Here is a 24,969-nt window from a genome sequence, read left to right on the forward strand (position 1 = left end):
GCCGGACAGTCGGTGACCGCGGGCGCCAACTTCTCCTACAGCGGCAGCAATGCGGCGCCGACCTCGTTCGCGGTCAACGGCACCGCCTGCACCGGCACCGGCCCCACCCCGTCCGGCTCGGCCAGCGCCTCGGCATCGGCCTCGCCCTCCGCGAGCGCCTCCGCCTCCGCCAGCAGCTCGGCCTCGCCGAGCAGTTCCTCCTCGCCCACCGGCAGCACCGGCGCCCCGGCCCTGCACGTCTCGGGCACCTCCCTGGTGAACGAGTCCGGTACGGCCGTCACCCTGCACGGCGTCAACCGCTCGGGCACCGAGTTCATGTGCGTCCAGGGCTACGGCTTCTTCGACGGACCGGTCGACGCCGCGGCCATCGCGGCGATCAAGAGCTGGCACGCCAACGCCGTCCGCGTCCCGCTCAACGAGGACTGCTGGATCGGCACCGGCAACGTCAAGCCCGAGTACGCCGGCGCCAACTACCGCTCCGCGATCAAGGGTTGGGTGGACGCACTGCGCAACGCCGGCCTCACCCCGATCGTCGAGATGCACTGGAGCCGCGGCCAGTACACCGGCAACTCCTCCGGCTGCGCGGACGTCAACGCCACCTGCCAGAAGCCGATGCCCGGCGCCAACGCGGTGCCGTTCTGGAGCTCCGTCGCGGGCACCTTCAAGGACACCGACCAGGTCGTCTTCGACCTGTTCAACGAGCCCTACCCGGACCGCTCGGAATCCTCGACCGCCCAGGGCTGGCTCTGCTGGCGCGACGGCGGCAGCGCCTGCCCCGGCATCCCCTACCAGGTCAGCGGCTTCCAGACCCTGGTGGACACCGTCCGGGCGACCGGCGCCAGGAACGTCATCATGCTCGGCGGCCTGGCCTACTCCAACGACCTCGGCCAGTGGCTCACCCACAAGCCGATCGACCCGACCGGCAACCTCGCCGCGGCCTGGCACGTGTACAACTTCAACACCTGCTCCAGCACGTCCTGCTTCGACTCCACCCTCGCCCCGGTGGCGGCCGAGGTCCCGCTGGTCGCCGGGGAGATCGGCGAGAACACCTGCAGCCACGGCTTCATCGACCAGGTGATGGCCTGGCTCGACGCCCGGAAGCTCGGCTACCTCGGCTGGACCTGGAACACCTGGGACTGCGGCTCCGGCCCCTCGCTGATCAGCAACTACGACGGCACCGCGACCGACTTCGGCGCGGGCCTGCGGGACCACTTCCGCGCGATCGGCTGACGCCGGGCACCGGGTGCACCCATGGGGCGCCAGCCGCCCGGTAGCGGAAGCCGTAGGGGCGCGTGGGGGCACCTCCCCGTGCCCCTGGGTGGCCGGCCTCCCCGCGCCCCTGGGGTCGCTTCAGATTCCGTACAGGCGGCGGGCGTTGGTCGATCCCAGGGCCTCGGTGATCCGCAGGACGTCCGCCGGGGTGCAGTCGCCGGTGGTGTGCCAGTCGTCCAGGACCGTGGCGAGCGCCCGGCGGAACTGTGCCGCGCCGACGGGGTACAGCTCGGGCAGTCCGTAGGCGTCGGTGGAGGCCAGGACCTTGCCGAAGGGGGCCAGTTCGAGCACTTCGCCGAGTACGGCGGCGGCCCGCGGTCCGGTGTAGGAGAGGGTCAGTCCGACGTCGGCGTACACGTGCGGGTAGGCCTGGGCGAGCCAGGCGGCCTGCCGGTGGTAGGGGTAGCCGTGCAGCAGGACGAGCGGGACGCCGTCCGGCTCGACCGCGCGGACGAAGTCCACCAGCAGGGCCGGGTCGGCCCGGTGCAGCCGCAGGTCAGGGTCGCCGAAACCGGTGTGCAGTTGGATCGGCAGTGCGAGGCCGACGGCCGTCCACAGCAGGTGGCGCAGCAGGACGGGGTCGGTGATCCGGCCGGGCGGCCGGGCCCCCGCGGCCCGGACGACCTCGGAGCGGGCGGGCGGCCCGCCCGGGATGTCCAGGCCGGCGCGGTAGGCGAGCACCGACTTCACCGCCACGGCCCCGGCGCAGGCTTCGGCCAGTGCCTCGGCGACGGCGTCCGGCCACTGCGCCGCGGGCGCCCGGACCTCGGCGGCCACCGCCTCCAGCCGCACCACTTCGTGCAGCCGGGCTCCGGCGAGTGCGGCGAGGTCGGCGGGCGGCAGCAGCGGGCGTCCGCCGGCTTCGGTGAGGCCGGTGTCGACCAGCAGGTCGGCGAGACCCGCGCCGGCGAGCATCCGGGCGGTGGCCTCGGCGGCGCCGGTCTCCCGGCGGGCCGCCAGGTAGTCGGCGGGTTCGGCGAGGGCCGGCAGTCCGAGCAGTGGCGGGCACCAGCGGCGGACGGCGAGCCCGATCGCGCTGTCGAAGGGGGAGGTGCCGGGGGCGGGCGGCCGGTCGGACTCGGTGATCAGGGCGCCGAGGGCGGCTTCGTCGAGGTCGTCGGCGACGACGCTGTGGCAGTGGTGGTCGACCAGCACGGTCAGTACCGCCAGCGGGTGGCGGCGACCAGGTGCTGTGCGTCGAGCCCGCCGTAGCGGGCGATCTCGGCCTCCCGGACGTCGAGCACGGCGTGGTAGAGCTCCTCCCCCAGGGCGGTGCGCAGCGGGGCGCAGGCGCGGAGGGCGGAGAGCGCGGCGGCGGGGCCGTGCGGCAGTCGTTCGACGCCGGGTTCGCGGGCGGGGTCGCCGGGCACCTCGGGCGGCAGCTTCAGGCCGGCGTCGAGTCCGGCGAGTCCGGCGGCGAGGGCGCCGCCGAGGGCGAGGTAGGGGTTGGCGGCCGCGTCGAAGCACTTCACTTCGGCGTTGGCCTGGTCGGGTGCGGAGCCGGTGATCAGTCGCAGGGCGGCCTCCCGGTTCTCCAGTCCCCAGCAGCGGTAGGGGCCGGACCAGCGGCCGGGCACCAGCCGCAGGTGGCTGGCCGGGCTCGGGGCGCCGAGCACCAGGAGGGCGGGGAGTTCCTCCAGGATTCCGGCGAGGAAGGCGGCGGCCTGCTCGGTGAGGCCGTACGGGCCGGGGCCGCCGGCGTGCAGGTTGCGGCCGTCCTGCCAGAGGCTGAGGTGGAGGTGGCAGCCGTTGCCGACGCCGTCCGGTGCGACGACGGGGGCGAAGGAGGTGCGCAGTCCGTGCCGGGTGGAGACCGCGCGGACGGTCTGCCGGACGAGCAGGGAGGTGTCGGCGGCGCGGACGGGGGTGTCGGCGGCGACGGAGACCTCGAACTGGCCGGGTGTGTACTCGGGGTGGATCTGCAGCACGGCGAGCTGCTGGGCCTCCAGGGCGCGGAGCACGTCGAGCAGGTAGTCGGAGCGTTCGACCAGCCGGTCCATGCCGTAGGCGGAGCCGCCCTCCGGTGCGCCGTCCCGGTCGACGACCCATTCGATCTCGAAGCCGGCCCGCACGTCGAGTCCGCGGGCGGCGAGTGCCCGTTCGGTGCGGCGGGCGAACCAGCGCTGGCAGCCGGGGTGCGCCGCGCCGTCCTGGCGGCGGCGGTCGACGGGTGCCCAGGCCCAGCCGGGCTGGGCGGCGAGCGGCACCAGTGCGTCGAGGTCGGGGACGAGGCGGAGGTCGCCGACGGGGCCGCCGCCGGGGGCCATGGAGTCGTCGGCGAGGAAGGAGTCGAAGCAGGGGGAGGCGCCGATGCCGTACCGGACGGCGTGCGGCAGCCGGACGACCGGCACCGCCTTGGTCCTGGTGATGCCGGCGTTGTCCACCCAGCCGAGGGCGACGGCGTCGATCCCGGCCCCGGCGAGTTCCGCGGCGGCCTGCTCGGCCCGTTCCACCGTCTCGTCCCTCGTGTGCGCGCTGCCCATGCGCCCATGCTGCCGTCCGGAGCGGCCGGGGCGGGGGATCGCCCCGCGGTGGGGGCTGCCCGGGAGGGTGAAATCGGCCAACCCGGCAGGTGTGCCGCAGGTCACACCGGACGGGGAATTTCCGGGGACCGACTCCCCGTTTAACCCGGTGTCCGCACAAACGGGGAACGAGTCCCCGGAAGGGAAGGGAGTCCGATGACCACGGTCAGCGCCAAGCCGGCGGGCCAGCGGCTCCGTGCGGACGCCGAACGCAACCGGGCGAGGATCATCACCGCCGCCCGCGAGGCGATCGTGGAGCACGGCGCGGAGGCACCGCTCGACGAGATCGCCCGCCGGGCCGGGGTCGGCAACGCCACGCTCTACCGCAACTTCTCCGACCGGCGCGAGCTGCTGCACCACGTCACCCTCTCGGTGCTGACCAGGGTGCTGGAGCACGCGGAGGCCGGACTCGCCGAGCCGGACGCCTTCGAGGGCCTGTCCCGGTTCACGCACGCCGCCGCGGACGAGCGCATCGGCGCGCTCTGTCCGATGGTCTCCGACCACATCGACCACGACGACCCCGAGCTGGAGCGGGCCCTGCTGCAGCTGAAGGCCGCCGCCGCCGAGCTCATCGCCCGCGCCCACGCGAGCGGGAAGCTGCGCGCCGACGTCGGAGTCGGCGACTACTTCCTCGGCGTCACCCAGCTCACCCGCCCGCTCCCGGGCACCGGATGCCTCGACCTCGACCAGTTCGTCCATCGCCACCTGCAGGTCTTCCTGGACGGCCTGCGGGCACCGGCGACCTCCGCACTTCCCGGCCGCGCCGCGTCCTTCGAGGACCTCAAGCGCGCCGACTGACCGACCCGACCGCACGCAACGCACGTTAGTGGGTACCCCCATGTCCGAATCCGGCCTCCAGGCCGACCCGCGCCGCTGGAAGGCACTCGCCTTCATCGGCCTGGCCCAGCTGATGGTCGTCCTCGACGCGACCGTCGTGAACATCGCCCTGCCCTCCGCCCAGCACGACCTCGGCATCTCCGACGGCAACCGCCAGTGGGTGATCACCGCCTACGCGCTGGCCTTCGGCGGGCTGCTGCTGTTCGGTGGCCGGATCGCCGACCTGTGGGGCCGCAAGCGGACCTTCACCATCGGTCTGACCGGCTTCGCGCTGGCCTCCGCGCTCGGCGGCGCCGCCGTCAACACCCCGATGCTGCTCGGTGCCCGCGCCCTCCAGGGCGTCTTCGGCGCCCTGCTCGCCCCGGCCGCGCTCTCGCTGCTCGCGGTGATGTTCACCGAGGCCAAGGAGCGCGCCAAGGCCTTCGGCATCTACGGCGCCATCGCCGGTGGCGGCGGTGCGATCGGCCTGATCCTCGGCGGCCTGCTCACCGAGTACCTGAACTGGCGCTGGACCTTCTACGTCAACATCCCGTTCGCCGTGGTCGCGATCCTCGGCGCGGTGATGGTGATCCGCGAGCCCGTCGGCAGCCGCAACCGCAACAAGCTGGACATCCCCGGCGTGCTGCTGGTCACCTCCGGCCTGGTCTCCCTGGTGTACGCCTTCACCCGCGCCGAGTCGGACGGCTGGAGCGCCGGCATCACCGTCGGCCTGTTCGTCGCCGCCGCCGTCCTGCTGGCCGCGTTCGCCGTGGTGGAGAGCAAGGTCTCCGCGCCGCTGCTGCCGCTGCGCGTCGTCACCGAGCGCAACCGCGGCGGTGTCTACCTGTCGCTCGGCCTCGCCGTGATCGGCATGTTCGGCCTGTTCCTCTTCCTGACCTACTACCTGCAGGTGGTCCTCGGCTACAGCCCGGTCACCAGCGGCCTGGCCTTCCTGCCGATGGTGGCGGGCATGATCACCGGCTCCACCCAGATCGGCGCCCGGCTGATGACCCGCGTCCCGCCGCGCTACCTGATGGTGCCCGGCTTCCTGGTCGCCTCGCTGGGCATGCTGATCCTCACCCAGATCGACGTGAACAGCTCCTACCCGGCGCTGATCCTGCCCGGTCTGATCCTGATGGGCCTCGGCATGGGCACCGCGTTCATGCCGGCGATGAGCCTGGCCACGCACGGCGTCGAGCCGCGCGACGCCGGTGTCGCCTCGGCGATGGTCAACACCTCCCAGCAGGTCGGCGGCGCCATCGGCACCGCGCTGCTGAACACCATCGCGGCCAGCGCCACCACCGCGTACCTGACCTCGCACGCCAAGGACGGCGCGCCGCAGCAGCTGCTCCAGCTGCAGGGCATGGTGCACGGCTTCTCGACCGCGATCTGGTGGTCCTTCGGCATCCTGGTGCTCGCCGCCGCGGCCGCCGCCGTCCTGATCAACACCGGCCGTCCCGACGTCCACGCGACCGCCGAGGGCGCGGCCGCGGAGGACGCCGTCCCCGTGATGGCGCACTGACGCCACCCCTCACCGCAGCGGCCCGCCGGGTTCTCCCGGCGGGCCGCTGCGCGTTCCCCGCTCCTCCCCGACCCGCGCGGCACTCTTCCTACTGGGCGGTAACTCCGCTACAGTGACCGGCACGCACCAGCGCCGGGCCTCGGGAGCCGCACCGGCGTGGTCGGCGCCGCGGCATTCGCGCGGACGCCCCGGTGCGTGTCTCCGGCCCTCGCGGCCGTCTTCTCCCTGCAGCAGTTCAGCGCCGCCTGTCCTTCCTCTCAGCGCGCCTGAGCACCTCGGCACACCCGCGGCACGGCCGGAGCGGACCGGTCCGTGCTCCGCGGGGCCGCCCCGTCTTCCCGCACACCCGCGTCGCCACACCCTCCTCCGGCGTGCCCCGGCCGCCGCTCGCCGTCGAGCGGCCGGCCGCGCCCGAGTGCTGCGCGGGCCCATGACAAGGAGTCAGGACAATGGAGCGTCCCTTCCCCACCGTCGCCGTGGTCGGCCTCGGCACCATGGGTGCCGGCGTCGCCGTGGCCGTCGCGAAGAGCGGCCGCCGGGTGCTCGGCATCGAGGCCGATGCCGACGCGGCGGGCCGGGCCCTCGCCCGGATCGAGGAGGCCACCGCGCACGCGGTGCAGCGCGAGCGGCTCACCGCCGAGGAGCGCACCGCACTGCTCGCCCTGATCACCGTCGGCGACCGGCTGGACGTCGCCGCCGGAGCCGACCTGGTGATCGAGGAGCTGCCCGAGCAGCTGGAGCTGAAGCGCGAGGTCTTCGCCGAGCTGGACCGGATCTGCCCGCCGGAGACGGTGCTCGCGACCGGTACCACCGCGCTGTCGGTGACCCGGATCGCCGCCGCCACCGCCCGCCCGGAGCGGGTCCTCGGCCTGCACTTCTTCAACCCGGTGCACACCATGAAGCTGGTCGAGGTGGTGCGCACCGTGCTGACCTCCCCGCAGGCCGCCGAGGACGCCGCCGCCTTCGCCCGTGACCTGGGCAAGGAGCCGGTCGCGGCCGGCGACCGGGCCGGCTTCATCGTCAACGGCCTGCTCTTCGCCTACCTCAACCAGGCCGCCGCGATGTTCGAGTCGCGGTACGCCACCCGCGAGGACATCGACGCCGCGATGCGGCTCGGCTGCGGCCTGCCGATGGGCCCGCTGGCCCTGCTCGACCTGATCGGCATCGACACCGCCCGCACCGTGCTGGAGGCGATGTACGAGCAGTCCAAGGACCGGCTGCACGCCCCGGCGCCGATCCTCGGCCAGCTCGCCTCGGCGGGCCTGCTCGGCCGCAAGTCGGGCCGCGGCTTCTACACCTACGAGGCGCCCGGCTCCTCGAAGGCGGTCGCCGAGGCCGCCGCCGCGGCCGGCACCCGGGTCGCGGGCCGGACGGTCGCGAGCATCGGCGTCTGCGGCTCGGGCACCATGGCCACCGGCATCGTCGAGGTGTTCGCCAAGGCCGGCCTGCCCGTGCTGCTGGCGGCCCGCAGCCAGGAGAAGGCGGACCGCGCCAAGGCGCAGCTGGCCAAGTCGCTGGAGCGCTCGGTCTCCCGCGGCCGGCTCGCCGCCGAGGCCCGCGACGCGGCGCTGGCGCTGGTCACCCCGACCGGCAGCTACGCCGACCTGGCCGGGGTGGACCTGGTCGTCGAGGCGGTCGCCGAGGACCTGGAGGTCAAGCGCGAGCTGTTCGCCGCCCTGGACAAGGTCGTCAAGCCGGGTGCGGTGCTGGCCACCACCACCTCCAGCCTGCCGGTGATCAGCTGCGCGACCGCGACCTCGCGGCCGCAGGACGTGATCGGCATGCACTTCTTCAACCCGGCGCCGGCCATGAAGCTGGTCGAGGTGGTCTCCACGGTGCTCACCGCGCCGGACGTCACCGCCACCGTGCTGGAGCTCTGCGCCGAGGTGAAGAAGCACGCGGTGGAGTGCGGCGACCGGGCCGGCTTCATCGTCAACGCACTGCTCTTCCCGTACCTGAACGACGCGGTGCGGATGCTGCAGGAGCACTACGCGACGGTGGACGACATCGACACCGCGATGAAGCTCGGCTGCGGCTACCCGATGGGCCCGTTCGAGCTGCTGGACGTGGTCGGCCTGGACGTCTCGCTGACCATCGAGCAGGTCCTGCACCAGGAGTTCCGCGAGCCCGGCCTGGCGGCCGCCCCGCTGCTGGAGCACCTGGTCGCGGCGGGCTGCCTGGGCCGCAAGACCGGCCGCGGCTTCCGCGACCACGCCCGGCGCTGACGCACCACGGGCCGCCCCCGCCCCGCCCGTCCCCGCGGCCCCACCCGCGGAAGGGCGGGGTGCGGGGCGGCCCGCACGGCACATCCAAGGACCGAACGGCCGCCTCGCAGCAAGGAGTCGACATGAACACCGAGCCCGGAGGCAGACTGCCTCGGAGCAACGTCGCGCCGGCCGGACGGCCGGCCTGGAACGAGGGTGCGCTGCCGCCCCGCTGGCCGCGGCCCGCCGTGCTGCCGCCGGCGCCACCGGTCCGCCGGGCACGGCCGACCGGAGCGGCGCCCGGGGCGTGTAGCGTTCCGGGCATGGATCGGGAACAGTCATCCGCGCAGCAGCAGCCGCCCCGCGAACCGGTGGACGGCGCCCGTCCCGAGGGCGGCACCGGCGGCCGGCGGGCCGCGGCCCAGCGCCGGCAGATGCGCCAGGAGCTGGCGTCGGCGGCGATGGACCTGTTCGCCAACCAGGGGTACGAGGAGACGACGGTCGATCAGATCGCCGCCGAGGCGGGCGTGGCGCGGCGGACCTTCTTCCGCTACTTCCGCTCGAAGGAGGAGGCGATCTTCCCGGACCACGACGACACCCTGGTCCGGGTGGCCGACCTGCTGGCCAGCGCCGAGTCGGAGGAGCACCCGCTGGACGTGGTGTGCCGCGGCATCAAGGAGGTGCTGCGGATGTACGCCTCCACCCCGGGCGTCTCGGTGGCGCGCTACCAGCTGATCCGGCAGGTCCCGGCGCTGCGCGAGCGGGAGATCGCGGTGGTGGCCCGGTACGAGCGGCTGTTCACCCGCTACCTGCTGGGGCGCTTCGACGCGGCCGAGCAGATCCCGCCGGGCTGGCAGCGCGGCGGGGACGACGACTCGATGCTGGCCGAGGTGTCGGCGGCGGCCGTGGTGGCGGCCCACAACCACGTGCTGCGGCGCTGGCTGCGGGCCGGCGGCCACGGCGACGTGGAGGCGCAGCTGGACCACTCCTTCGAGGTCATCCGGGGCACCTTCTGGGCGACCTCGCCGAGCGGCGTGCGACGCCGTGGCACTCTCGTGGCACCCGGTGCCAGTGGTGACACCGGGTCGGCCCTGGAGGGCGCGGCGGTGAGCGCCCTGAGTGCGAGCCCCGGCGGTGAGGTGCTCATCACAGTGGCCCGCACCGACGCCCCGCTGGACCTCGTGCTGGACTCGATCAAGTCCGCCCTGGGCGCCGCCAAGTCGGCCTGATCCCCGGCGTTTTTGCAGTTCAGAAGGCATTTCGAAGGCCCGTCCCGGACATCCGGGGCGGGCCTTCGCCCATACCGCACCGGGGCGCCTCGAACAGCGATCCACATCACTCGAACTGATGACACCCGGTGTCTTTACGAGTGGCACAGGGTGCCACTACCTTGTTACCCACCAGTCGCGGCGCCGCGGCTCCCCACCTCGGCGCGCCGCGTCCGGCGTCCCCGCACCACGGGGGCACGTACGACCTCGGCGACACCACATCCGTCGCAGACCGTCGACCCACCCACCAACAGACCCTCAGCGAAGCCGGTGTCCGCTCCCGGCTCCCCCAGACGCCCTGTGCCCTCACACAGGTACGCCTTCGGAGGCAGCCATGAACGAAATCCTCGACGCGATCCTCAGCTCCGACAGCACCCCGGCGGACTTCGCCGCGATCAAGCTGCCGGAGTCCTACCGGGCGGTGACGCTCCACAAGGACGAGGAGCAGATGTTCGCCGGCCTCGCCAGCCGCGACAAGGACCCCCGCAAGTCCCTCCACCTGGACGAGGTCCCCCTCCCCGAGCTCGGCCCGGGCGAGGCCCTGGTCGCCGTCATGGCGAGCTCCGTCAACTACAACACCGTGTGGAGCTCGATCTTCGAGCCGGTCTCCACCTTCGGTTTCCTGGAGCGCTACGGCCGCCTGTCGCCGCTGACCAAGCGCCACGACCTGCCGTACCACATCCTCGGTTCGGACCTCGCGGGCGTCGTCCTGCGCACCGGCGCCGGCGTCAACGCCTGGAAGCCCGGCGACGAGGTCGTCGCGCACTGCCTCTCGGTCGAGCTGGAGTCCCCGGACGGCCACAACGACACGATGATGGACCCGGAGCAGCGCATCTGGGGCTTCGAGACCAACTTCGGCGGCCTCGCCGAGATCGCCCTGGTCAAGACCAACCAGCTGCTGCCCAAGCCGAAGCACCTCACCTGGGAGGAGGCCGCCTCCCCGGGCCTGGTCAACTCCACCGCCTACCGCCAGCTGGTGTCGCAGAACGGCGCCGGCATGAAGCAGGGCGACAACGTGCTGATCTGGGGCGCCAGCGGCGGCCTCGGCTCCTACGCCACCCAGTACGCCCTGGCCGGCGGCGCCACCCCGATCTGCGTGGTCTCCAGCGAGTCCAAGGCCGAGATCTGCCGCGCCATGGGCGCCGAGGCGATCATCGACCGCTCCGCCGAGGGCTTCAAGTTCTGGAAGGACGAGCACACCCAGGACCCGCGCGAGTGGAAGCGCCTGGGCAGCAAGATCCGCGAGTTCACCGGCGGCGAGGACGTGGACATCGTCTTCGAGCACCCGGGCCGCGAGACCTTCGGCGCCTCGGTCTACGTTACCCGCAAGGGCGGCACCATCGTCACCTGCGCCTCGACCTCGGGCTACATGCACCAGTACGACAACCGCTACCTGTGGATGTCGCTGAAGCGCATCGTCGGCTCGCACTTCGCCAACTACCGCGAGGCGTTCGAGGCCAACCGCCTGATCGCCAAGGGCAAGATCCACCCGACCCTCTCCAAGGTGTACTCCCTGGACGAGACCGGCCAGGCCGCCCTCGACGTGCACCACAACAAGCACCAGGGCAAGGTCGGCGTGCTCTGCCTCGCCCCCGAGGAGGGCATGGGCGTCCGCGACCACGAGCTGCGTGCCAAGCACCTGCCGGCGATCAACCGCTTCCGGAACATCTGATGGCAGACCGTGAAGGCGTTCAGCGCGACCGTCCGTGGTTGATGCGGACCTACGCCGGACACTCCACCGCGAGCGACTCCAACGCGCTCTACCGGCGGAACCTGGCGAAGGGTCAGACGGGCCTGTCCGTCGCCTTCGACCTGCCCACGCAGACGGGCTACGACTCGGACCACGTCCTCGCCCGCGGCGAGGTCGGCCGGGTCGGCGTCCCGGTGGGTCACGTCGGCGACATGCGCACGCTGTTCGACGGCATCCCGCTCGAGCAGACGAACACCTCCATGACGATCAACGCCACCGCGATGTGGCTGCTGGCGCTCTACCAGGTGGTCGCCGAGGAGCAGGGCGCGGACATCGCCAAGCTCACCGGCACCACCCAGAACGACATCGTCAAGGAGTACCTGTCGCGGGGGACGCACGTCTTCCCGCCCGGGCCGTCCGTCCGGCTGATCACCGACATGATCGCCTACACGGTCGCCAACATCCCCAAGTGGAACCCGATCAACATCTGCAGCTACCACCTGCAGGAGGCCGGGGCGACCCCCGTCCAGGAGATCGCGTACTCGATGTGCACCGCGATCGCCGTCCTCGACGCCGTCCGCGACTCCGGCCAGGTGCCGGCCGAGCGGATGGGCGAGGTCGTCGGCCGGATCTCCTTCTTCGTGAACGCGGGCGTCCGCTTCGTCGAGGAGATGTGCAAGATGCGGGCCTTCTCCCGACTCTGGGAGAAGGTCACCCGCGAGCGCTACGGCATCGAGGACGCCAAGCAGCGCCGGTTCCGCTACGGCGTGCAGGTGAACTCGCTGGGCCTCACCGAGGCCCAGCCGGAGAACAACGTCCAGCGCATCGTGCTGGAGATGCTCGCCGTCACCCTCTCCAAGGACGCCCGCGCCCGCGCCGTCCAGCTGCCCGCGTGGAACGAGGCCCTGGGCCTCCCCCGCCCGTGGGACCAGCAGTGGTCGCTGCGCATCCAGCAGGTGCTCGCCTACGAGTCCGACCTGCTGGAGTACGGCGACATCTTCAACGGATCCACGGTGGTCGAGGCCAAGACCGACGAGCTGCTCGCCGGCGCCGAGGCCGAGATCGCCAAGGTGCTGGAGATGGGCGGCGTGATCCCGGCGGTCGAGTCCGGCTACCTCAAGTCCAACCTGGTCGCCTCGCACGCGGCCCGCCGCGCCCGGATCGAGGCCGGCGAGGACAAGATCGTCGGGGTGAACTGCTTCGACACCACCGAGGAGAGCCCGCTCACCGCGGACCTCGACACCGCGATCATGGTGGTGGACCCGGCCTCCGAGCGCTCCGTGCTCGCCGGCCTGGAGCAGTGGCGCGCCGGGCGCGACGAGGCGGCCGCGCAGACCGCCCTGGAGCAGCTCAAGGCCACCGCGGCGACCACCGACAACCTCATGCAGGCCACCCTCGCCTGCGCCCGCGCCGGCGTGACCACCGGCGAGTGGGCCTTCGCCCTGCGCGAGGTCTTCGGCGAGTACCGCGCGCCCACCGGCGTGGGCGGCGCCCCGGTCGCCGTGGCGGCCGAGCCCGGCGGCGAACTCGCCGCCGTCCGCGAGGCGGTCGCCGCGACGGCCGCCGAGCTCGGCACCGGCAAGCTCCGCCTGCTGGTCGGCAAGCCGGGCCTCGACGGCCACTCCAACGGCGCCGAGCAGATCGCCGTCCGGGCCCGCGACGCCGGCTTCGAGGTGGTCTACCAGGGCATCCGGCTCACCCCGGAGCAGATCGTCTCGGCGGCCGTCGCCGAGGACGTCCACTGCGTCGGCCTGTCCATCCTCTCGGGTGCCCACCCCGAGCTGGTGCCGGACGTCCTGCAGCGGCTGCGCCGCACCGGGGTGGAGGATGTGCCCGTGATCGTCGGTGGCATCATCCCCGCTGCGGACGCCGAGGCCCTCAAGGCCGCCGGTGTCGCCGCGGTCTTCACCCCGAAGGACTTCGGCATCACCACCATCATCGGCCGGATCGTGGACGAGATCCGGCTGGCCAACAGGCTCCAGCCGTGGGCCGCGGCGCCGCACTCGACCGCGACCAGCTGACCGGGAAGGAATCACCACCCCCATGACCACCGTCAACCGCCTCCGGCCGCGCCGCTCCTGCCTGGCCGTGCCCGGCAGCAACCCGCGCTTCCTGGAGAAGGCCCAGGGCCTGCCGGCCGACCAGGTCTTCCTCGACCTCGAGGACGCCTGCGCCCCGCTGGTCAAGGAGAGCGCCCGGCACAACATCGTCGACGCCCTCAACAACGGCGACTGGGGCAACAAGACCAAGGTCGTCCGGGTCAACGACTGGACGACGCACTGGACGTACCGCGACGTCATCACGGTCGTCGAGGGCGCCGGCCCGAACCTCGACTGCATCATGCTGCCGAAGGTCCAGGACGCCGAGCAGGTGAAGGCGCTCGACCTGCTGCTCACCCAGATCGAGAAGACCATGGGCTTCGAGGTCGGCAAGATCGGCATCGAGGCGCAGATCGAGAACGCCAAGGGCCTGATCAACGTCGACTCGATCGCGACCGCCTCGCCCCGGCTGGAGACCATCATCTTCGGCCCGGCCGACTTCATGGCCTCGATCAACATGAAGTCCCTGGTCGTCGGCGAGCAGCCGCCCGGCTACGACGCGGACGCCTACCACTACATCCTGATGCGCATCCTGATGGCCGCCCGCGCCAACGACCTGCAGGCCATCGACGGGCCCTACCTGCAGATCCGCAACGCCGACGGCTACAAGGCGGTCGCCCGCCGCGCCGCCGCCCTCGGCTTCGACGGCAAGTGGGTCCTCCACCCGGACCAGGTCGCCGCCGCGAACGAGATCTTCTCGCCCTCGCAGGAGGACTACGACCACGCCGAGCTGATCCTCGACGCCTACGACTGGTGCACCTCCGAGGCGGGCGGCGCCAAGGGCTCCGCGATGCTCGGCGACGAGATGATCGACGAGGCCAGCCGCAAGATGGCCCTGGTCATCGCCGGCAAGGGCCGCGCCGCCGGCATGGAGCGCACCAGCAAGTTCGAGCCCCCGCAGGCCTGACCCGCCCGCCCCCTCCCCAGGCCTCCTAAGGACACCCCATGCAGTTCGGACGCACCTACGAAGAGTTCGAGGTCGGCGCGGTCTACAAGCACTGGCCCGGCAAGACGGTCACCGAGTACGACGACCACCTCTTCTGCCTGCTCACCATGAACCACCACCCGCTCCACATGGACGTCAACTATGCGGAGAACACGACGGACTTCGGCAAGAACGTCGTCGTGGGCAACTACATCTACTCCCTGCTGCTCGGCATGTCCGTCCCGGACGTCTCCGGCAAGGCGATCGCCAACCTGGAGATCGAGTCGCTGCGCCACGTCGCCCCGACCTTCCACGGCGACACGATCTACGGCGAGACGACCGTCCTCGACAAGTGGCCGTCCAAGTCCAAGGACGACCGCGGCATCGTGTACGTCGAGACCAAGGGCTACAAGCAGGACGGCACGGTCGTCTGCATCTTCCGCCGCAAGGTGATGGTGCCGACCGCGACGTACATCAAGGAGCGCGGCGGCGAGCAGCCCGGCCGCCCGACCCCCGCCTCCTGAGACCCCGGACGGGTGGGCCGCCGTCATCGGCCTCACCCGACCCGGCCCGGGGGCCCTGCTGCCGCAGCCACGCCGGCAGGGCCCCCGACAACGACTTCCGTGCTCCGGCACGAGCCGCTCTTCCCTCCCCCACCCTCACGCCTTCAGATAGGGAGCCGCACGATGGGACGCCTCGCACAGACCGACGGCCTCACCGAGATCCAGCGGGACATCCTCGCCACCGTGCGGGACTTCGTCGACAAGGAGATCATTCCGGTCGCGACCGAGCTGGAGCACAAGGACGAGTACCCGACCGCGATCGTCGAGGGGATGAAGCAGCTCGGCCTGTTCGGCCTGACCATCCCCGAGGAGTTCGGCGGCCTGGGCGAGTCCCTGCTGACCTACGCCCTGGTGGTCGAGGAGATCGCCCGCGGCTGGATGTCCGTCTCCGGCATCGTCAACACCCACTTCATCGTGGCGCACATGATCAACGCGCACGGCACCCAGGAGCAGAAGGAGTACTTCCTGCCGCGGATGGCGGCCGGCGAGATCCGCGGTGCCTTCTCGATGTCCGAGCCGGGCCTCGGCTCCGACGTCGCGGCGATCTCCACCAAGGGCGTCAAGGACGGCGAGTTCTACGTCCTCAACGGCCAGAAGATGTGGCTGACCAACGGCGGCACCTCCACCCTGGTCGCGGTGCTCTGCAAGACCGACGAGGGCGGCTCCACCCCGTACAAGAACATGACCACCTTCCTGATCGAGAAGGAGCCCGGTTTCGGCCCGAACCCGAAGGTTCCCGGCCTGACCGTGCCCGGCAAGATCGAGAAGATGGGCTACAAGGGCGTCGACACCACCGAGCTGGTGCTGCAGGACGTCCGCATCCCGGCCGACCGCATCCTGGGCGGCGTCCCCGGCAAGGGCTTCTACCAGATGATGGACGGCGTCGAGGTCGGCCGCGTCAACGTCGCCGCCCGCGGCTGCGGCGTCGCCCGCCGCGCCTTCGAGCTGGGCATCTCCTACGCCCAGCAGCGCACCACCTTCGGCAAGAAGATCGCCGAGCACCAGGCGATCCAGTTCAAGCTCGCCGAGATGGCCACCAAGGTCGAGGCCGCGCACCAGATGATGGTGATGGCCGCCCGCAAGAAGGACAGCGGCGAGCGCAACGACCTCGAGGCCGGCATGGCCAAGTACCTCGCCTCCGAGTACTGCAAGGAGGTCGTCGAGGACGCCTTCCGCATCCACGGCGGCTACGGCTTCTCCAAGGAGTACGAGATCGAGCGCCTCTACCGCGAGGCCCCGATGCTGCTCATCGGTGAAGGTACTGCGGAGATCCAGAAGATGATCGTCGGTCGGCGGCTGCTCGAGGAGTACCGCCTGGCCGACTGATCAGGCACGTCCCCGACTTTCCGCATGGTCGGGCACGGGCGTGCGGGCCCGTGCCCGGCCCCCTGCCGCACCGGTACGGCCTGGTCAGCCGTGGGGGGCGGTGCGGCGGGCCCGGAGGCGGCCGCAGGGCGCGTACCTGCTGGTATGCGCCCTGCGGCCGCCTCTGCACACCGTGGCGGCGCCGGCGTCCCCCGGCGTGTCGACCCTCCGCGGAGGGCGCCCGGCGTGCGATGAGAGGTGGGTCACGCGCCACGCCCGAGCCCTTGGGGAACCACCCCGCCTCGGCTACGGTCGTATACATAGCAGGCATGGTTCGGCACCATGCCCGGCATATCCACGAACAGGCGGCTTGCCCACCTACCGCCTGGTCCCGATAGCATCCACCGGGACAGCGTCCCCATGTACCCGATCCCCGCGGTGGCCCCCGTCCAGCGGCCATGATCCCCCGCGACTAAGGTCTTCGATGCCCATCAGCCCGTCCCCTCACACCTCCGTCCCGGACGGCGACCCCTTCGCCGCACCGACGGCCGGTCGGCGTCCGCGCGTGACGATCGCGCGCGGCGCGACCCCCTGGTTCGCCCCGACCCTGGCCACCGCCGCCGTGACGACCGCCCTCACCCGGCGCTCCGGCAAGTGGGCCCTGGCGGCTGTCCCGGCCTGCGCCCTCGGTGCGGGCATGCTGTGGTTCTTCCGCGACCCGGAGCGTGAGATCGGCACCGGCAGAGTCATCTCCCCCGCGGACGGCGTGGTGCAGTCGATCGACGCCTGGCCGGACGGCCGGACCCGGGTGGCCATCTTCATGAGCCCGCTCAACGTGCACGTCAACCGGGCCCCGCTGCCCGGCACCGTGACGTCCGTCGAGCACGTCGCCGGCGGCTTCGTCCCGGCGTTCAACAAGGACAGCGACCAGAACGAGCGGGTCGTCTGGCACTTCGACACCGAACTCGGCGACATCGAGATGGTCCAGATCGCGGGGGCCGTGGCCCGCCGCATCGTGCCGTACGTGAGCGCCGGCACCAAGGTCGAGCAGGGCGAGAGGATCGGTCTGATCCGCTTCGGCTCCCGCGTCGACACGTACCTGCCGGCAGGCGTCGAGGTTGGCGTCGAGGTCGGCCAGAAGACCACCGCCGGGGTGACGCGCCTTGACCGTGACTGATCCTGAGACTCTCGTCGGCCTCGGAGACGAGGAGGAGACGGAGCTGCGGCGCCGCCGCTGGGCGCGCGACCGCGAGCTGCGGGCGCCCCGTTCGCCGCAGCACCTGTCCACCGCCGACTTCCTGACCCTGGGGAACGCCGTCTGCGGCTTCCTGGCGATCTACTCGATCACCACCGGGGTCCTGATGCCGCACCTCACCGGTGAGACCACCGCGCCGAACCGCAACAGCGCCGCCACCGCGGTCACGCTGCTGCTGATCGGCTCGATGTGCGACCTGTTCGACGGCCTGGTGGCCCGCAAGCTGCGCTCCTCGGCGCTGGGCGCGGAGCTGGACAACCTGGCCGACCTGATCAGCTTCGGCATCGCCCCGGCGTACTTCGTGGCGGTCTGGGGCATCGTGTCGCCGGACAGCAACCAGCAGCTCTCGGCGTTCATCGCGCTGACGGTCCTGCTGGCGGTGGTGCTGAGGCTCGCCCGGTTCTCGGCCGTCAAGATGCGGCCGGGGATCTTCCAGGGCATGCCGTGCCCGATGGGCGCGATGACGGTGATCGCCATCGTGCTCCTCGACCCGCCGTTCGTGCCGGGCCTGCTGATGATCTTCGGTGTGGCGTACCTGATGGTCAGCCGCATCGAGTACCCGAAGCCGCAGGGCCTGCTCGCCACCGCGACGCTCTGCTGGATCGTGGTCTCGATCGGCTGCCTGGCGGCCTGGGCGGCCGGTCTGCCCGGCGGCGACCTGCTGATGCACATCGGTGCCGTCGCCCAGATCACGCTCGCCGCGATGGCGCCGCTGCTGGTGATCCGCCGCAAGGTCGGCCAGAAGGTGGGCGACGTCCGCGCCCGCCGCGCGGAGTCCCGCGGCTGCTGAGCCGGCGGGAGTCCCCGCAGACCCGACGAGAGGGGCCCGCATCCGAACCGGATGCGGGCCCCTCTCGCGTGCCCGGGAGGCGGGTGCGGGCGGTTACCGGCCGGCACCGCCGTCGTGGACGCTGAAGGCGGAGCGGCGGGCCGCCCGGGCCACCGACGGGTCCGGGTGCACGCCGGAGACGGCGGTCAGCACCGAGGCCGCCCGCGGGTGGCCGGACTGCCGGGCCCGGTTGAACAGCCGCACCGGCTCGCCCGCCGAGGCGCCCTCGACGTGCGGCACCAGCAGCGCCGTGTCGCCGTGGTCGAGGACGGCCGCGGCGGTGTCCACCCACAGCCAGGCGGCGTCCTCCGCGCCCAGCACGTCGGCCGGGGACACCGGGCCGTCGTCGGAGCGCTCGGCCAGCCAGAGCAGCGCGTACGGCCGCAGGACCTGCTCGTCCACGGCGGCCCGGACGGCCTGCTCGGCGGGGCCGCCGGCGACCCGCAGGGCCTCGAAGGCGAGGCCGCGCAGCAGGGCGTCCTCGCCGCGGGCGGCGTCCAGCAGCTCGGCGACCGCGCGGTCGGCCGGCCGGGCGGCGACCCAGGCCCGGTACTCGGCGCGGGCCGGCCCCGGGGTGTAGTCGGCGCAGGCGGCGAGCAGCTCCAGCGCGTCCTGCTCGATGTGGCCGGCGGCGGTCTGCGCGACGGTGCAGATCTCCTCCAGCTTGGCGCGGACCGCCCAGTGCCCGAGCGGGGAGAGCTCGGCGGCGTCGTCGCGGCGCTCCAGGGCGCCGACGGCGGCCAGGCCGTCCAGCATCCAGTCGAGGACCGCGGCGACGTCGGCCGCGGAGGTCGGGGTGTCGATCTGCGGCTCCCGGCAGGTGCCGCGGACGGCGGACATCGCGGAGGCGGCGTGCGGCACCGGCGAGGGGCCGAACGAGCCGGTGCCGGCGCCGTGCCGGCGCTCGTCCAGGCCGCGGCGCAGCAGCTCCAGCAGCTCGTTGTCCGGGACGGGCCCGTCCACCAGGTGCAGGAAGGACAGCAGGTGCGGCGCCTGGTCGACGGCCTGGCCGGCCAGCAGGGCGAAGACGCCGCGCATGGCCGCGGGCGGCACGGGCGCGAGCAGCGTCCAGGCGTCGAACAGCGCGGACCAGCCGCGGACCACCGCCTCGTCGTCGTGCTCCCAGGCGTTCAGCCGCCAGCCGGGCCCGGCGCCGCCGTCGCGCAGCTCGACCAGGCCGACCAGCAGGGCCTGGCCCCAGGCCTTGGCGGCGGCACCGACGGTCATGGCGAGGGCGCGCCCGGCGGCCCGGGCGTCGTCGGGCAGCAGCTCGCCGCGCTTGTCGACCTCGCCGAGCTCGCCGGCCCAGCGGGAGATGCGCACCGCGTCGGCGAGCATCCGGCGGGCGAGCGGGGCCAGCTCGGCGGGAGCGGGGAAGCCGTCCGGCACCGGCACCCGGCCGCGGCCCGGCTTGGGTGCGGGGGTGCGGCGACGGACCGGCCCGCCCGGAGGCGTGCTCTCGGGCCGGCGGGCTGCTCCTGGCAGACGGGTGACCGTCGCTCCGGTGCGGATCGCGGGCTGGAGCGGGGCATCACGGTCGCGCGGGTTCCGAGACGTCACGCCGAGCAGTCTTCCCCGTGTACCGGCCTTCTGTCACATCGAGTTCTACGCGCGATCGTAGGTCCGGTCCGCGGACGGGGGATGAGATCGGGCAACAGCCACCAAACCGGGTCCTCCGAGCGGGAAACCTGGCATGAGCACACCCCTCGCGGGCGGGCCCGCCGGGCTCACAGCAGCGGGGTGAGCCAGCGGCGCAGCGCCTCGCCGTAGCCGTCCGGGTCGGCGTTCCACAGGGCCGCGTGCGCGCCGTCCGGGACGGGGTGCAGGCTCACCAGGTCGTCGCGCCGCCGGGCGAGGCGCTCGGCCGCCGCGAAGGGCGCCACCGCGTCCACGGGGCTGTGCAGCAGCAGGGCCGGCACGTTCAGGTCGGTGCCGTCGGCCAGCCGGGCGAAGCCGGCCAGGTCGACCTTGGTGCGGCCCTCGGCGGCCAGCGCGCCGAGCTCGGCGAGCGGGGCGGGCACCCCGGCCCGGGCGGCCTCCTGGCGGACGGTCGTCGGCCAGTCCAGCACCGGCGAGTCCAGCACCAGGCCGGCGATCGACTCCCGCCAGGCCGAGCGGGCCGCGGTGTGCAGCGCCATCGTCGCGCCGAGCGACCAGCCGAAGAGCACGATCCGGCCGGCGCCGTTCGCCTGCGCGAGGCGGACGGCGGCGTCGACGTCCCGCCACTCGGTCTCGCCGAAGTGCCCCAGGCCGTCCGGCGAGGGCGGGGCGCCCGCGTCGCCGCGGTGGGTGACCACCAGCACGGGCATCCGCAGCGCGTGCAGCAGCGGCAGCACCGGGAGGGCCTGCTGCCGGTCGGCGCCCGGACCGTGCACCAGGACCGCCCACAGCCCGCGGATGCCCGGCAGGTACCAGGCCGGCATCGGGCCGAGCTCGCCCTCGACGTCGCTCGGGGTGAAGTCCAGGCCGAGCGCGGAGGCCGGGTCGCCGAGATGCACCCGGGCGGTCACCCGGACCTCCGTCCCGCTGTACAGCGAGCCGGCGCCGGTGGCGAGCAGCCGGCGGGTGACGCTCTGCGGCCCGGTGGCCAGCACGTCGCCGACCACCGCGTGCCCGCCCCCGGCCCACTCCAGGGCGTAGCGGCCGGGGCGCTCGGTCTCCACGCTGCGGGTGAGCATGACGCGGTCCGCGGCCAGCTCCTGCACCCGGATGCCCGGTCCGCCCGCCTGCCCGGCGGCCGCGAAGGCTCCCGCGAACCCGGGCCGGACGGCCCGTTCGGACACCCGGCGGCCGATCAGCAGTGCCGCGGCACCCGTCCCGACGGCGGCGGCCGCGACGATCGCGGCGGTTCCCCAACGCATGGCGCTCCCGGTGTGGCGGCACGGACATGGCGATCCCAGTCCACGCCCCGGCCCGGGAGCGGGCCACCCGGGCGGGTCCGTCCGGGCGGGTCCGTCCGGACGGACCGGACCGGGCGGCTCAGACCGGCACGTCGGTGCCCCGGCGGGCCAGCAGCTCCCAGAACCGCTCCGCGAGCGGCCGGGCCGGCGGGCGGGCGGCGTCCGGCACCGACGAGCCCCAGTGCCCGGGGACGAGGTACTCGTCCTGCAAGTCGGCCAGCACCCCGCCCAGCAGGTCGTACGGGACGGGCACGATCCGGCCCACCTCCCGCAGCTGCGCCTGCCAGCGGCCGTCCACCACCTGGCGCAGCCGCCGGTCCAGGTCGTCCTGACGCCCGGTCACCCGGACCAGCACCCGCAGCGGTAGCCCGAGCACGTGCGCCAGCGCCAGGCCCTGCTCACCGTCCGCGTCCCAGCGTCCGGTGGCCTCGGCCCTCGCGTAGGTCTCCGCACCCACCCCGATCCGGTGCGCGGCCTGCTCCCGGGTGAGCTCCCGGGCCAGCCGGAAGTCCCGCAGGGTCGCCGGCGCGACGCCCATCAGCCGGGCGGGCGGGCACCACAGCGCCCGGGAGAGCGCGATGAACTCCTCCTCCGACGGGAGGAACTCACCGGCCTCCCAGGCCGCCACGTGCGAGGGCAGCAGCCGGACACCGTGCGCGGCCATGGCCTCGGCGACCTGCTCCGGGCTCAGGCCGAGCCCGGCGCGGTGCGCCCGCGCGGCCGGCGGGGAGAACGGCACCGGAGGCGGTGCGGACGGTCTGCGTCGCATGCGACAAGAACGTACGGGCGCCCGCGCGGCACCACCCACACGCCGAACGCACGAACCCGGCCCCGGCGGGACCGCCCGCCGCTGGAGGATCGTACGGGGCGGGCGGCGACGGAATCCGGCGACGGAGTGTGACCAAGCCCTCCGGAGGCTTTGTTGACTGGTGGTCGGAGCGCGTGATGGGATCTCGGGGCCATACGGAGGCATGCAGAGGAAGCCGGTGCGAATCCGGCGCGGTCCCGCCACTGTCACCGGGGAGCACGCTCGACCTGCACGGTCACGGCGGTCCGCCACAGGGCCGCTGGAAGGCCCGAGCGCGCGCCGGACCCGGAAGCCAGGAGACTCTCGCCGCCGGTTCGTCGATCCAGGGCGCGGACCCTGAGTGAGGACACGCACGCCATGCAGGCTGCCCAGCGGTCACCGCTGCGCCCCGACCGGGGAGCCGGGCCGTGGCCCGGCTGAGCTCCGCCCCCTACCTGCTGGGCGCCGTGGCCGGCCACCTCGCCGACACCGCCTTCGCCGATCCCCGCCGCGGCCACCCGGTCGCCCTCTTCGGCAGCGCCGCCGGACGCCTGGAGCGCCGGCTCTGGCGCGACCACCGGGGCGCCGGCGCCGCCTTCACCGCGCTGAGCGTGGGCGCCGTCGCAGCCGGGGCCGCCCTCGCCGACCACGCGCTGCGGCGCCGTCCCGCGGCCCGCGCCGCGCTCGCCGCGGCCGCCGCCTGGACGGTCCTCGGCGGCACCTCGCTCACCCGGGAGGCCCGCGCGATCGGCCGCTCCCTGGAGGCCGGCGACCTCGCCGCCGCCCGCGGGCGGCTCCCCCACCTGTGCGGGCGCGACCCGAGCGCCCTGGACGAGCAGCAGATCGCCCGCGCCGTCGTCGAGTCCGTCGCCGAGAACACCGCCGACGCGGTCGTCAACGCCCTCACCTGGGGCGCGCTGGCGGGCACCCCCGGACTGCTGGCCTTCCGGGCCGTCAACACCCTGGACGCGATGGTGGGCCACCGCTCGCCCCGCCACCTGCGCTTCGGCTGGGCCTCCGCCCGGCTCGACGACGTGGCGGGCTGGCCGGGCGCCCGGCTCACCGCGCTGCTGACCGTCGCCGCGGCGGAGCACCCGCGGGCCGCCTGGAAGGTCTGGCGGCGCGACGGGTCGTCACACCCCAGCCCCAACGCCGGACAGGCCGAGTCGGCCTTCGCCGGCGGCCTCGGCGTCCGCCTCGGCGGCACCCTGCGGTACGGCGAGCGTGTCGAGCACCGCCCCGTCCTCGGCGCCGAACTCCGCCCGGTCGCCGTCGCGGACATCGAACGCGCCTGCCGCCTCTCCCGCCGCGTCGGCATCCTGGCCCTGGCCGTCACCACGGCCGCCCGCGGCCTCACCGGCCTGATCGGGGCATCCCGGGGGCGCGGGGAACCGCGCGCGGCGGAAGTGACGGCGCCGCACCTTCCGTTCCGCGCAGATCCGCCCACCGTCGCGGCCGGGACGGCCGTCCTCACCGCCGGCGCCACACGCAAGCAAGGGAGTGTCACGTGACGAAGGCTCTGCTGGTGGCAGGGACGACCTCGGACGCGGGCAAGAGCGTGGTCACGGCGGGGATCTGCCGGTGGCTGGCCCGGCAGGGGGTGCGGGTGGCGCCGTTCAAGGCGCAGAACATGTCGCTGAACTCCTTCGTCACCGCGGACGGCGCCGAGATCGGCCGCGCCCAGGCGATGCAGGCGCAGGCCGCCGGGGTGGCGCCGGAGGCGGCGATGAACCCGGTGCTGCTGAAGCCGGGGGCGGACGGCCGCAGCCAGGTGGTGCTGCTCGGCCGGCCGGTCGCCGAGGTCGGGGCGCTGGACTACCGCGAGCGCAAGCCCGTCCTGCTGGAGCGGGCGCTGGAGTGCCTGGCGGACCTGCGCAGCCGGTACGAGGTGGTGGTCTGCGAGGGCGCCGGCTCGCCCGCGGAGATCAACCTGCGGGACCGGGACATCGCCAACATGGGCCTGGCCACGGCGGCGAACCTGCCGGTGGTGGTGGTCGGCGACATCGACCGCGGCGGGGTGTTCGCGGCGATGTACGGCACCCTGGCGCTGCTGTCCGCGCAGGACCAGGCGCTGGTGGCGGGCTGGTTCGTGAACAAGTTCCGCGGGGACGCCCGGCTGCTGGCGCCGGGGCTGGAGATGCTGCGTGAGCTGACGGGCCGTCCGGTGCTGGGCACGCTGCCGATGCTGTCCGGCCTGTGGCTGGACGCCGAGGACTCGCTGGACCTGTCGACGGCGGTGGAGAACCGTCCGACCGCGGCCCCGCACGGCGCGGAGGTGCTGCGGGTGGCCGTGGTGCGGCTGCCGCGCCTGTCGAACTTCACCGACGTGGACGCGCTGGCCCAGGAACCGGGCGTGCTGGTCCGCTGGGCGACCCGGCCGGAGGAGCTGGCCGACGCCGACCTGGTGGTGCTGCCCGGCACCCGGGCGACCGTGGCCGACCTGGACTGGCTGCGCGGCCGCGGACTGGACACCGCATTGCAGGCGCGGGCGGCGGCCGGGCTGCCCGTCCTCGGCGTGTGCGGCGGCTACCAGATGCTCTCCCGGGAGATCGTCGACGCGGTGGAGTCGAAGGCGGGCGCCGTCGAGGGCCTCGGGCTGCTGCCGACCCGGGTGGAGTTCGGTGTGGAGAAGGTGCTCGGCCGGCCGGTCGGCGAGGCGTACGGGGAGCGGGTCGAGGGGTACGAGATCCACCACGGCGTGGTGGCCGTCGAGGGCGGGGAAGCCTTCTTGGACGGCTGCCGGGTCGGCGCGGTGTGGGGGACGACCTGGCACGGCGCGCTGGAGAACGACGGCTTCCGCCGGGCGCTGCTGCGCGAGGTGGCGGCGGCGGCCGGGCGGGCCTTCGTCCCGGCGCCGGACACCTCGTTCGCCGCGGCGCGCGAGGAGCGGCTGGACCGGCTGGGCGACCTGATCGAGGAGCATGCGGACACCGACGCGCTGTGGAAGCTGATCGAGGGCGGGGCACCGCAGGGGCTGCCGTTCGTGCCGCCGGGTGCGCCGTGAGCGGGGCC

General features: G+C 73.5%; 19 protein-coding genes and 1 riboswitch. Of the genes, 14 read left to right on the forward strand and 5 right to left on the reverse strand.

Going from position 1 to position 24,969, the window contains the following annotated elements:
- On the forward strand, positions 1-1,230 hold a 1,230-nt coding region (locus tag AB0O09_RS14510; protein WP_363541975.1), incomplete at its 5' end, for a cellulase family glycosylhydrolase.
- A gap of 120 nt (positions 1,231-1,350) precedes the next feature.
- Here AB0O09_RS14510 and AB0O09_RS14515 read toward each other — a convergent pair.
- Both AB0O09_RS14515 and AB0O09_RS14520 read right to left on the reverse strand, forming a co-directional pair.
- The gene (locus AB0O09_RS14515; RefSeq protein ID WP_363541976.1) at positions 1,351-2,427 is read right to left on the reverse strand and encodes an amidohydrolase family protein; all 1,077 of its coding nucleotides are present in this window, start codon (positions 2,425-2,427) and stop codon (positions 1,351-1,353) included.
- Between the two features lie 2 nt (positions 2,428-2,429).
- Positions 2,430-3,755 (reverse strand): glutamine synthetase family protein, encoded by a 1,326-nt coding sequence (locus AB0O09_RS14520; RefSeq protein ID WP_363541977.1) that lies wholly within the window; start codon positions 3,753-3,755, stop codon positions 2,430-2,432.
- 195 nt (positions 3,756-3,950) lie between these two features.
- Between AB0O09_RS14520 and AB0O09_RS14525 the strand changes: the two genes are divergently transcribed.
- The 11 genes from AB0O09_RS14525 to AB0O09_RS14575 all read left to right on the forward strand — a co-directional run bounded on the left by AB0O09_RS14525 (position 3,951) and on the right by AB0O09_RS14575 (position 18,231).
- On the forward strand, positions 3,951-4,592 hold the full coding sequence (locus tag AB0O09_RS14525) for a helix-turn-helix domain-containing protein (protein WP_363541978.1): 642 nt from the start codon (positions 3,951-3,953) through the stop codon (positions 4,590-4,592).
- Between the two features lie 40 nt (positions 4,593-4,632).
- Entirely contained in the window at positions 4,633-6,132 is a 1,500-nt protein-coding gene (locus tag AB0O09_RS14530; RefSeq protein WP_363541979.1) for an MFS transporter, read from the forward strand.
- 449 nt (positions 6,133-6,581) lie between these two features.
- Positions 6,582-8,357 carry a 3-hydroxybutyryl-CoA dehydrogenase gene (locus tag AB0O09_RS14535; protein ID WP_363541980.1) on the forward strand — a complete coding sequence of 592 codons (1,776 nt, stop codon included), beginning with the start codon at positions 6,582-6,584 and terminating at the stop codon, positions 8,355-8,357.
- A 302-nt stretch (positions 8,358-8,659) separates the two neighbouring features.
- Entirely contained in the window at positions 8,660-9,565 is a 906-nt protein-coding gene (locus tag AB0O09_RS14540) for a TetR family transcriptional regulator (protein ID WP_363541981.1), read from the forward strand.
- 373 nt (positions 9,566-9,938) lie between these two features.
- On the forward strand, positions 9,939-11,276 hold the full coding sequence (ccrA, locus tag AB0O09_RS14545) for a crotonyl-CoA carboxylase/reductase (protein WP_363541983.1): 1,338 nt from the start codon (positions 9,939-9,941) through the stop codon (positions 11,274-11,276).
- Positions 11,276-13,315: a protein meaA gene (locus AB0O09_RS14550; RefSeq protein WP_363541984.1), complete on the forward strand. Its 2,040-nt coding sequence runs from the start codon at positions 11,276-11,278 to the stop codon at positions 13,313-13,315. Before ccrA ends, AB0O09_RS14550 begins: the two co-directional genes overlap by 1 nt.
- Positions 13,316-13,325: 10 nt before the next feature.
- Entirely contained in the window at positions 13,326-14,300 is a 975-nt protein-coding gene (locus AB0O09_RS14555; RefSeq protein WP_344622039.1) for a CoA ester lyase, read from the forward strand.
- Between the two features lie 38 nt (positions 14,301-14,338).
- Positions 14,339-14,842: a MaoC family dehydratase gene (locus AB0O09_RS14560; RefSeq protein ID WP_363541986.1), complete on the forward strand. Its 504-nt coding sequence runs from the start codon at positions 14,339-14,341 to the stop codon at positions 14,840-14,842.
- Between the two features lie 162 nt (positions 14,843-15,004).
- Positions 15,005-16,207, forward strand: coding sequence for an acyl-CoA dehydrogenase family protein (locus AB0O09_RS14565; protein WP_030266688.1), 1,203 nt, complete (start codon positions 15,005-15,007; stop codon positions 16,205-16,207).
- A 463-nt stretch (positions 16,208-16,670) separates the two neighbouring features.
- The gene (locus tag AB0O09_RS14570; protein WP_363541987.1) at positions 16,671-17,363 is read left to right on the forward strand and encodes a phosphatidylserine decarboxylase; all 693 of its coding nucleotides are present in this window, start codon (positions 16,671-16,673) and stop codon (positions 17,361-17,363) included.
- A gap of 43 nt (positions 17,364-17,406) precedes the next feature.
- Positions 17,407-18,231, forward strand: a complete 825-nt coding sequence (locus tag AB0O09_RS14575) for a CDP-alcohol phosphatidyltransferase family protein (protein WP_363542106.1) — start codon at positions 17,407-17,409, stop codon at positions 18,229-18,231.
- A 93-nt stretch (positions 18,232-18,324) separates the two neighbouring features.
- Here AB0O09_RS14575 and AB0O09_RS14580 read toward each other — a convergent pair whose 3' ends face one another.
- From AB0O09_RS14580 to AB0O09_RS14590, 3 genes are all read right to left on the reverse strand, one after another.
- Positions 18,325-19,830, reverse strand: a complete 1,506-nt coding sequence (locus AB0O09_RS14580; protein WP_363541989.1) for a hypothetical protein — start codon at positions 19,828-19,830, stop codon at positions 18,325-18,327.
- Between the two features lie 167 nt (positions 19,831-19,997).
- The gene (locus AB0O09_RS14585) at positions 19,998-21,131 is read right to left on the reverse strand and encodes an alpha/beta fold hydrolase (protein WP_363541990.1); all 1,134 of its coding nucleotides are present in this window, start codon (positions 21,129-21,131) and stop codon (positions 19,998-20,000) included.
- Between the two features lie 118 nt (positions 21,132-21,249).
- Positions 21,250-21,939, reverse strand: a complete 690-nt coding sequence (locus AB0O09_RS14590; protein WP_363541991.1) for a transcriptional regulator — start codon at positions 21,937-21,939, stop codon at positions 21,250-21,252.
- Between the two features lie 206 nt (positions 21,940-22,145).
- A riboswitch (cobalamin riboswitch) is annotated at positions 22,146-22,281 on the forward strand.
- A 131-nt stretch (positions 22,282-22,412) separates the two neighbouring features.
- Here AB0O09_RS14590 and AB0O09_RS14595 point away from each other — a divergent pair.
- Both AB0O09_RS14595 and AB0O09_RS14600 read left to right on the forward strand, forming a co-directional pair.
- The gene (locus AB0O09_RS14595) at positions 22,413-23,468 is read left to right on the forward strand and encodes a cobalamin biosynthesis protein (protein ID WP_363542107.1); all 1,056 of its coding nucleotides are present in this window, start codon (positions 22,413-22,415) and stop codon (positions 23,466-23,468) included.
- Positions 23,465-24,961 carry a cobyric acid synthase gene (locus tag AB0O09_RS14600; RefSeq protein ID WP_363541992.1) on the forward strand — a complete coding sequence of 499 codons (1,497 nt, stop codon included), beginning with the start codon at positions 23,465-23,467 and terminating at the stop codon, positions 24,959-24,961. The genes AB0O09_RS14595 and AB0O09_RS14600 overlap by 4 nt, the downstream gene beginning before the upstream one ends.
- Positions 24,962-24,969: the final 8 nt, after the last annotated feature.

It is taken from the genome of Kitasatospora sp. NPDC093679, assembly GCF_040683455.1.
GTDB lineage: Bacteria > Actinomycetota > Actinomycetes > Streptomycetales > Streptomycetaceae > Kitasatospora > Kitasatospora arboriphila.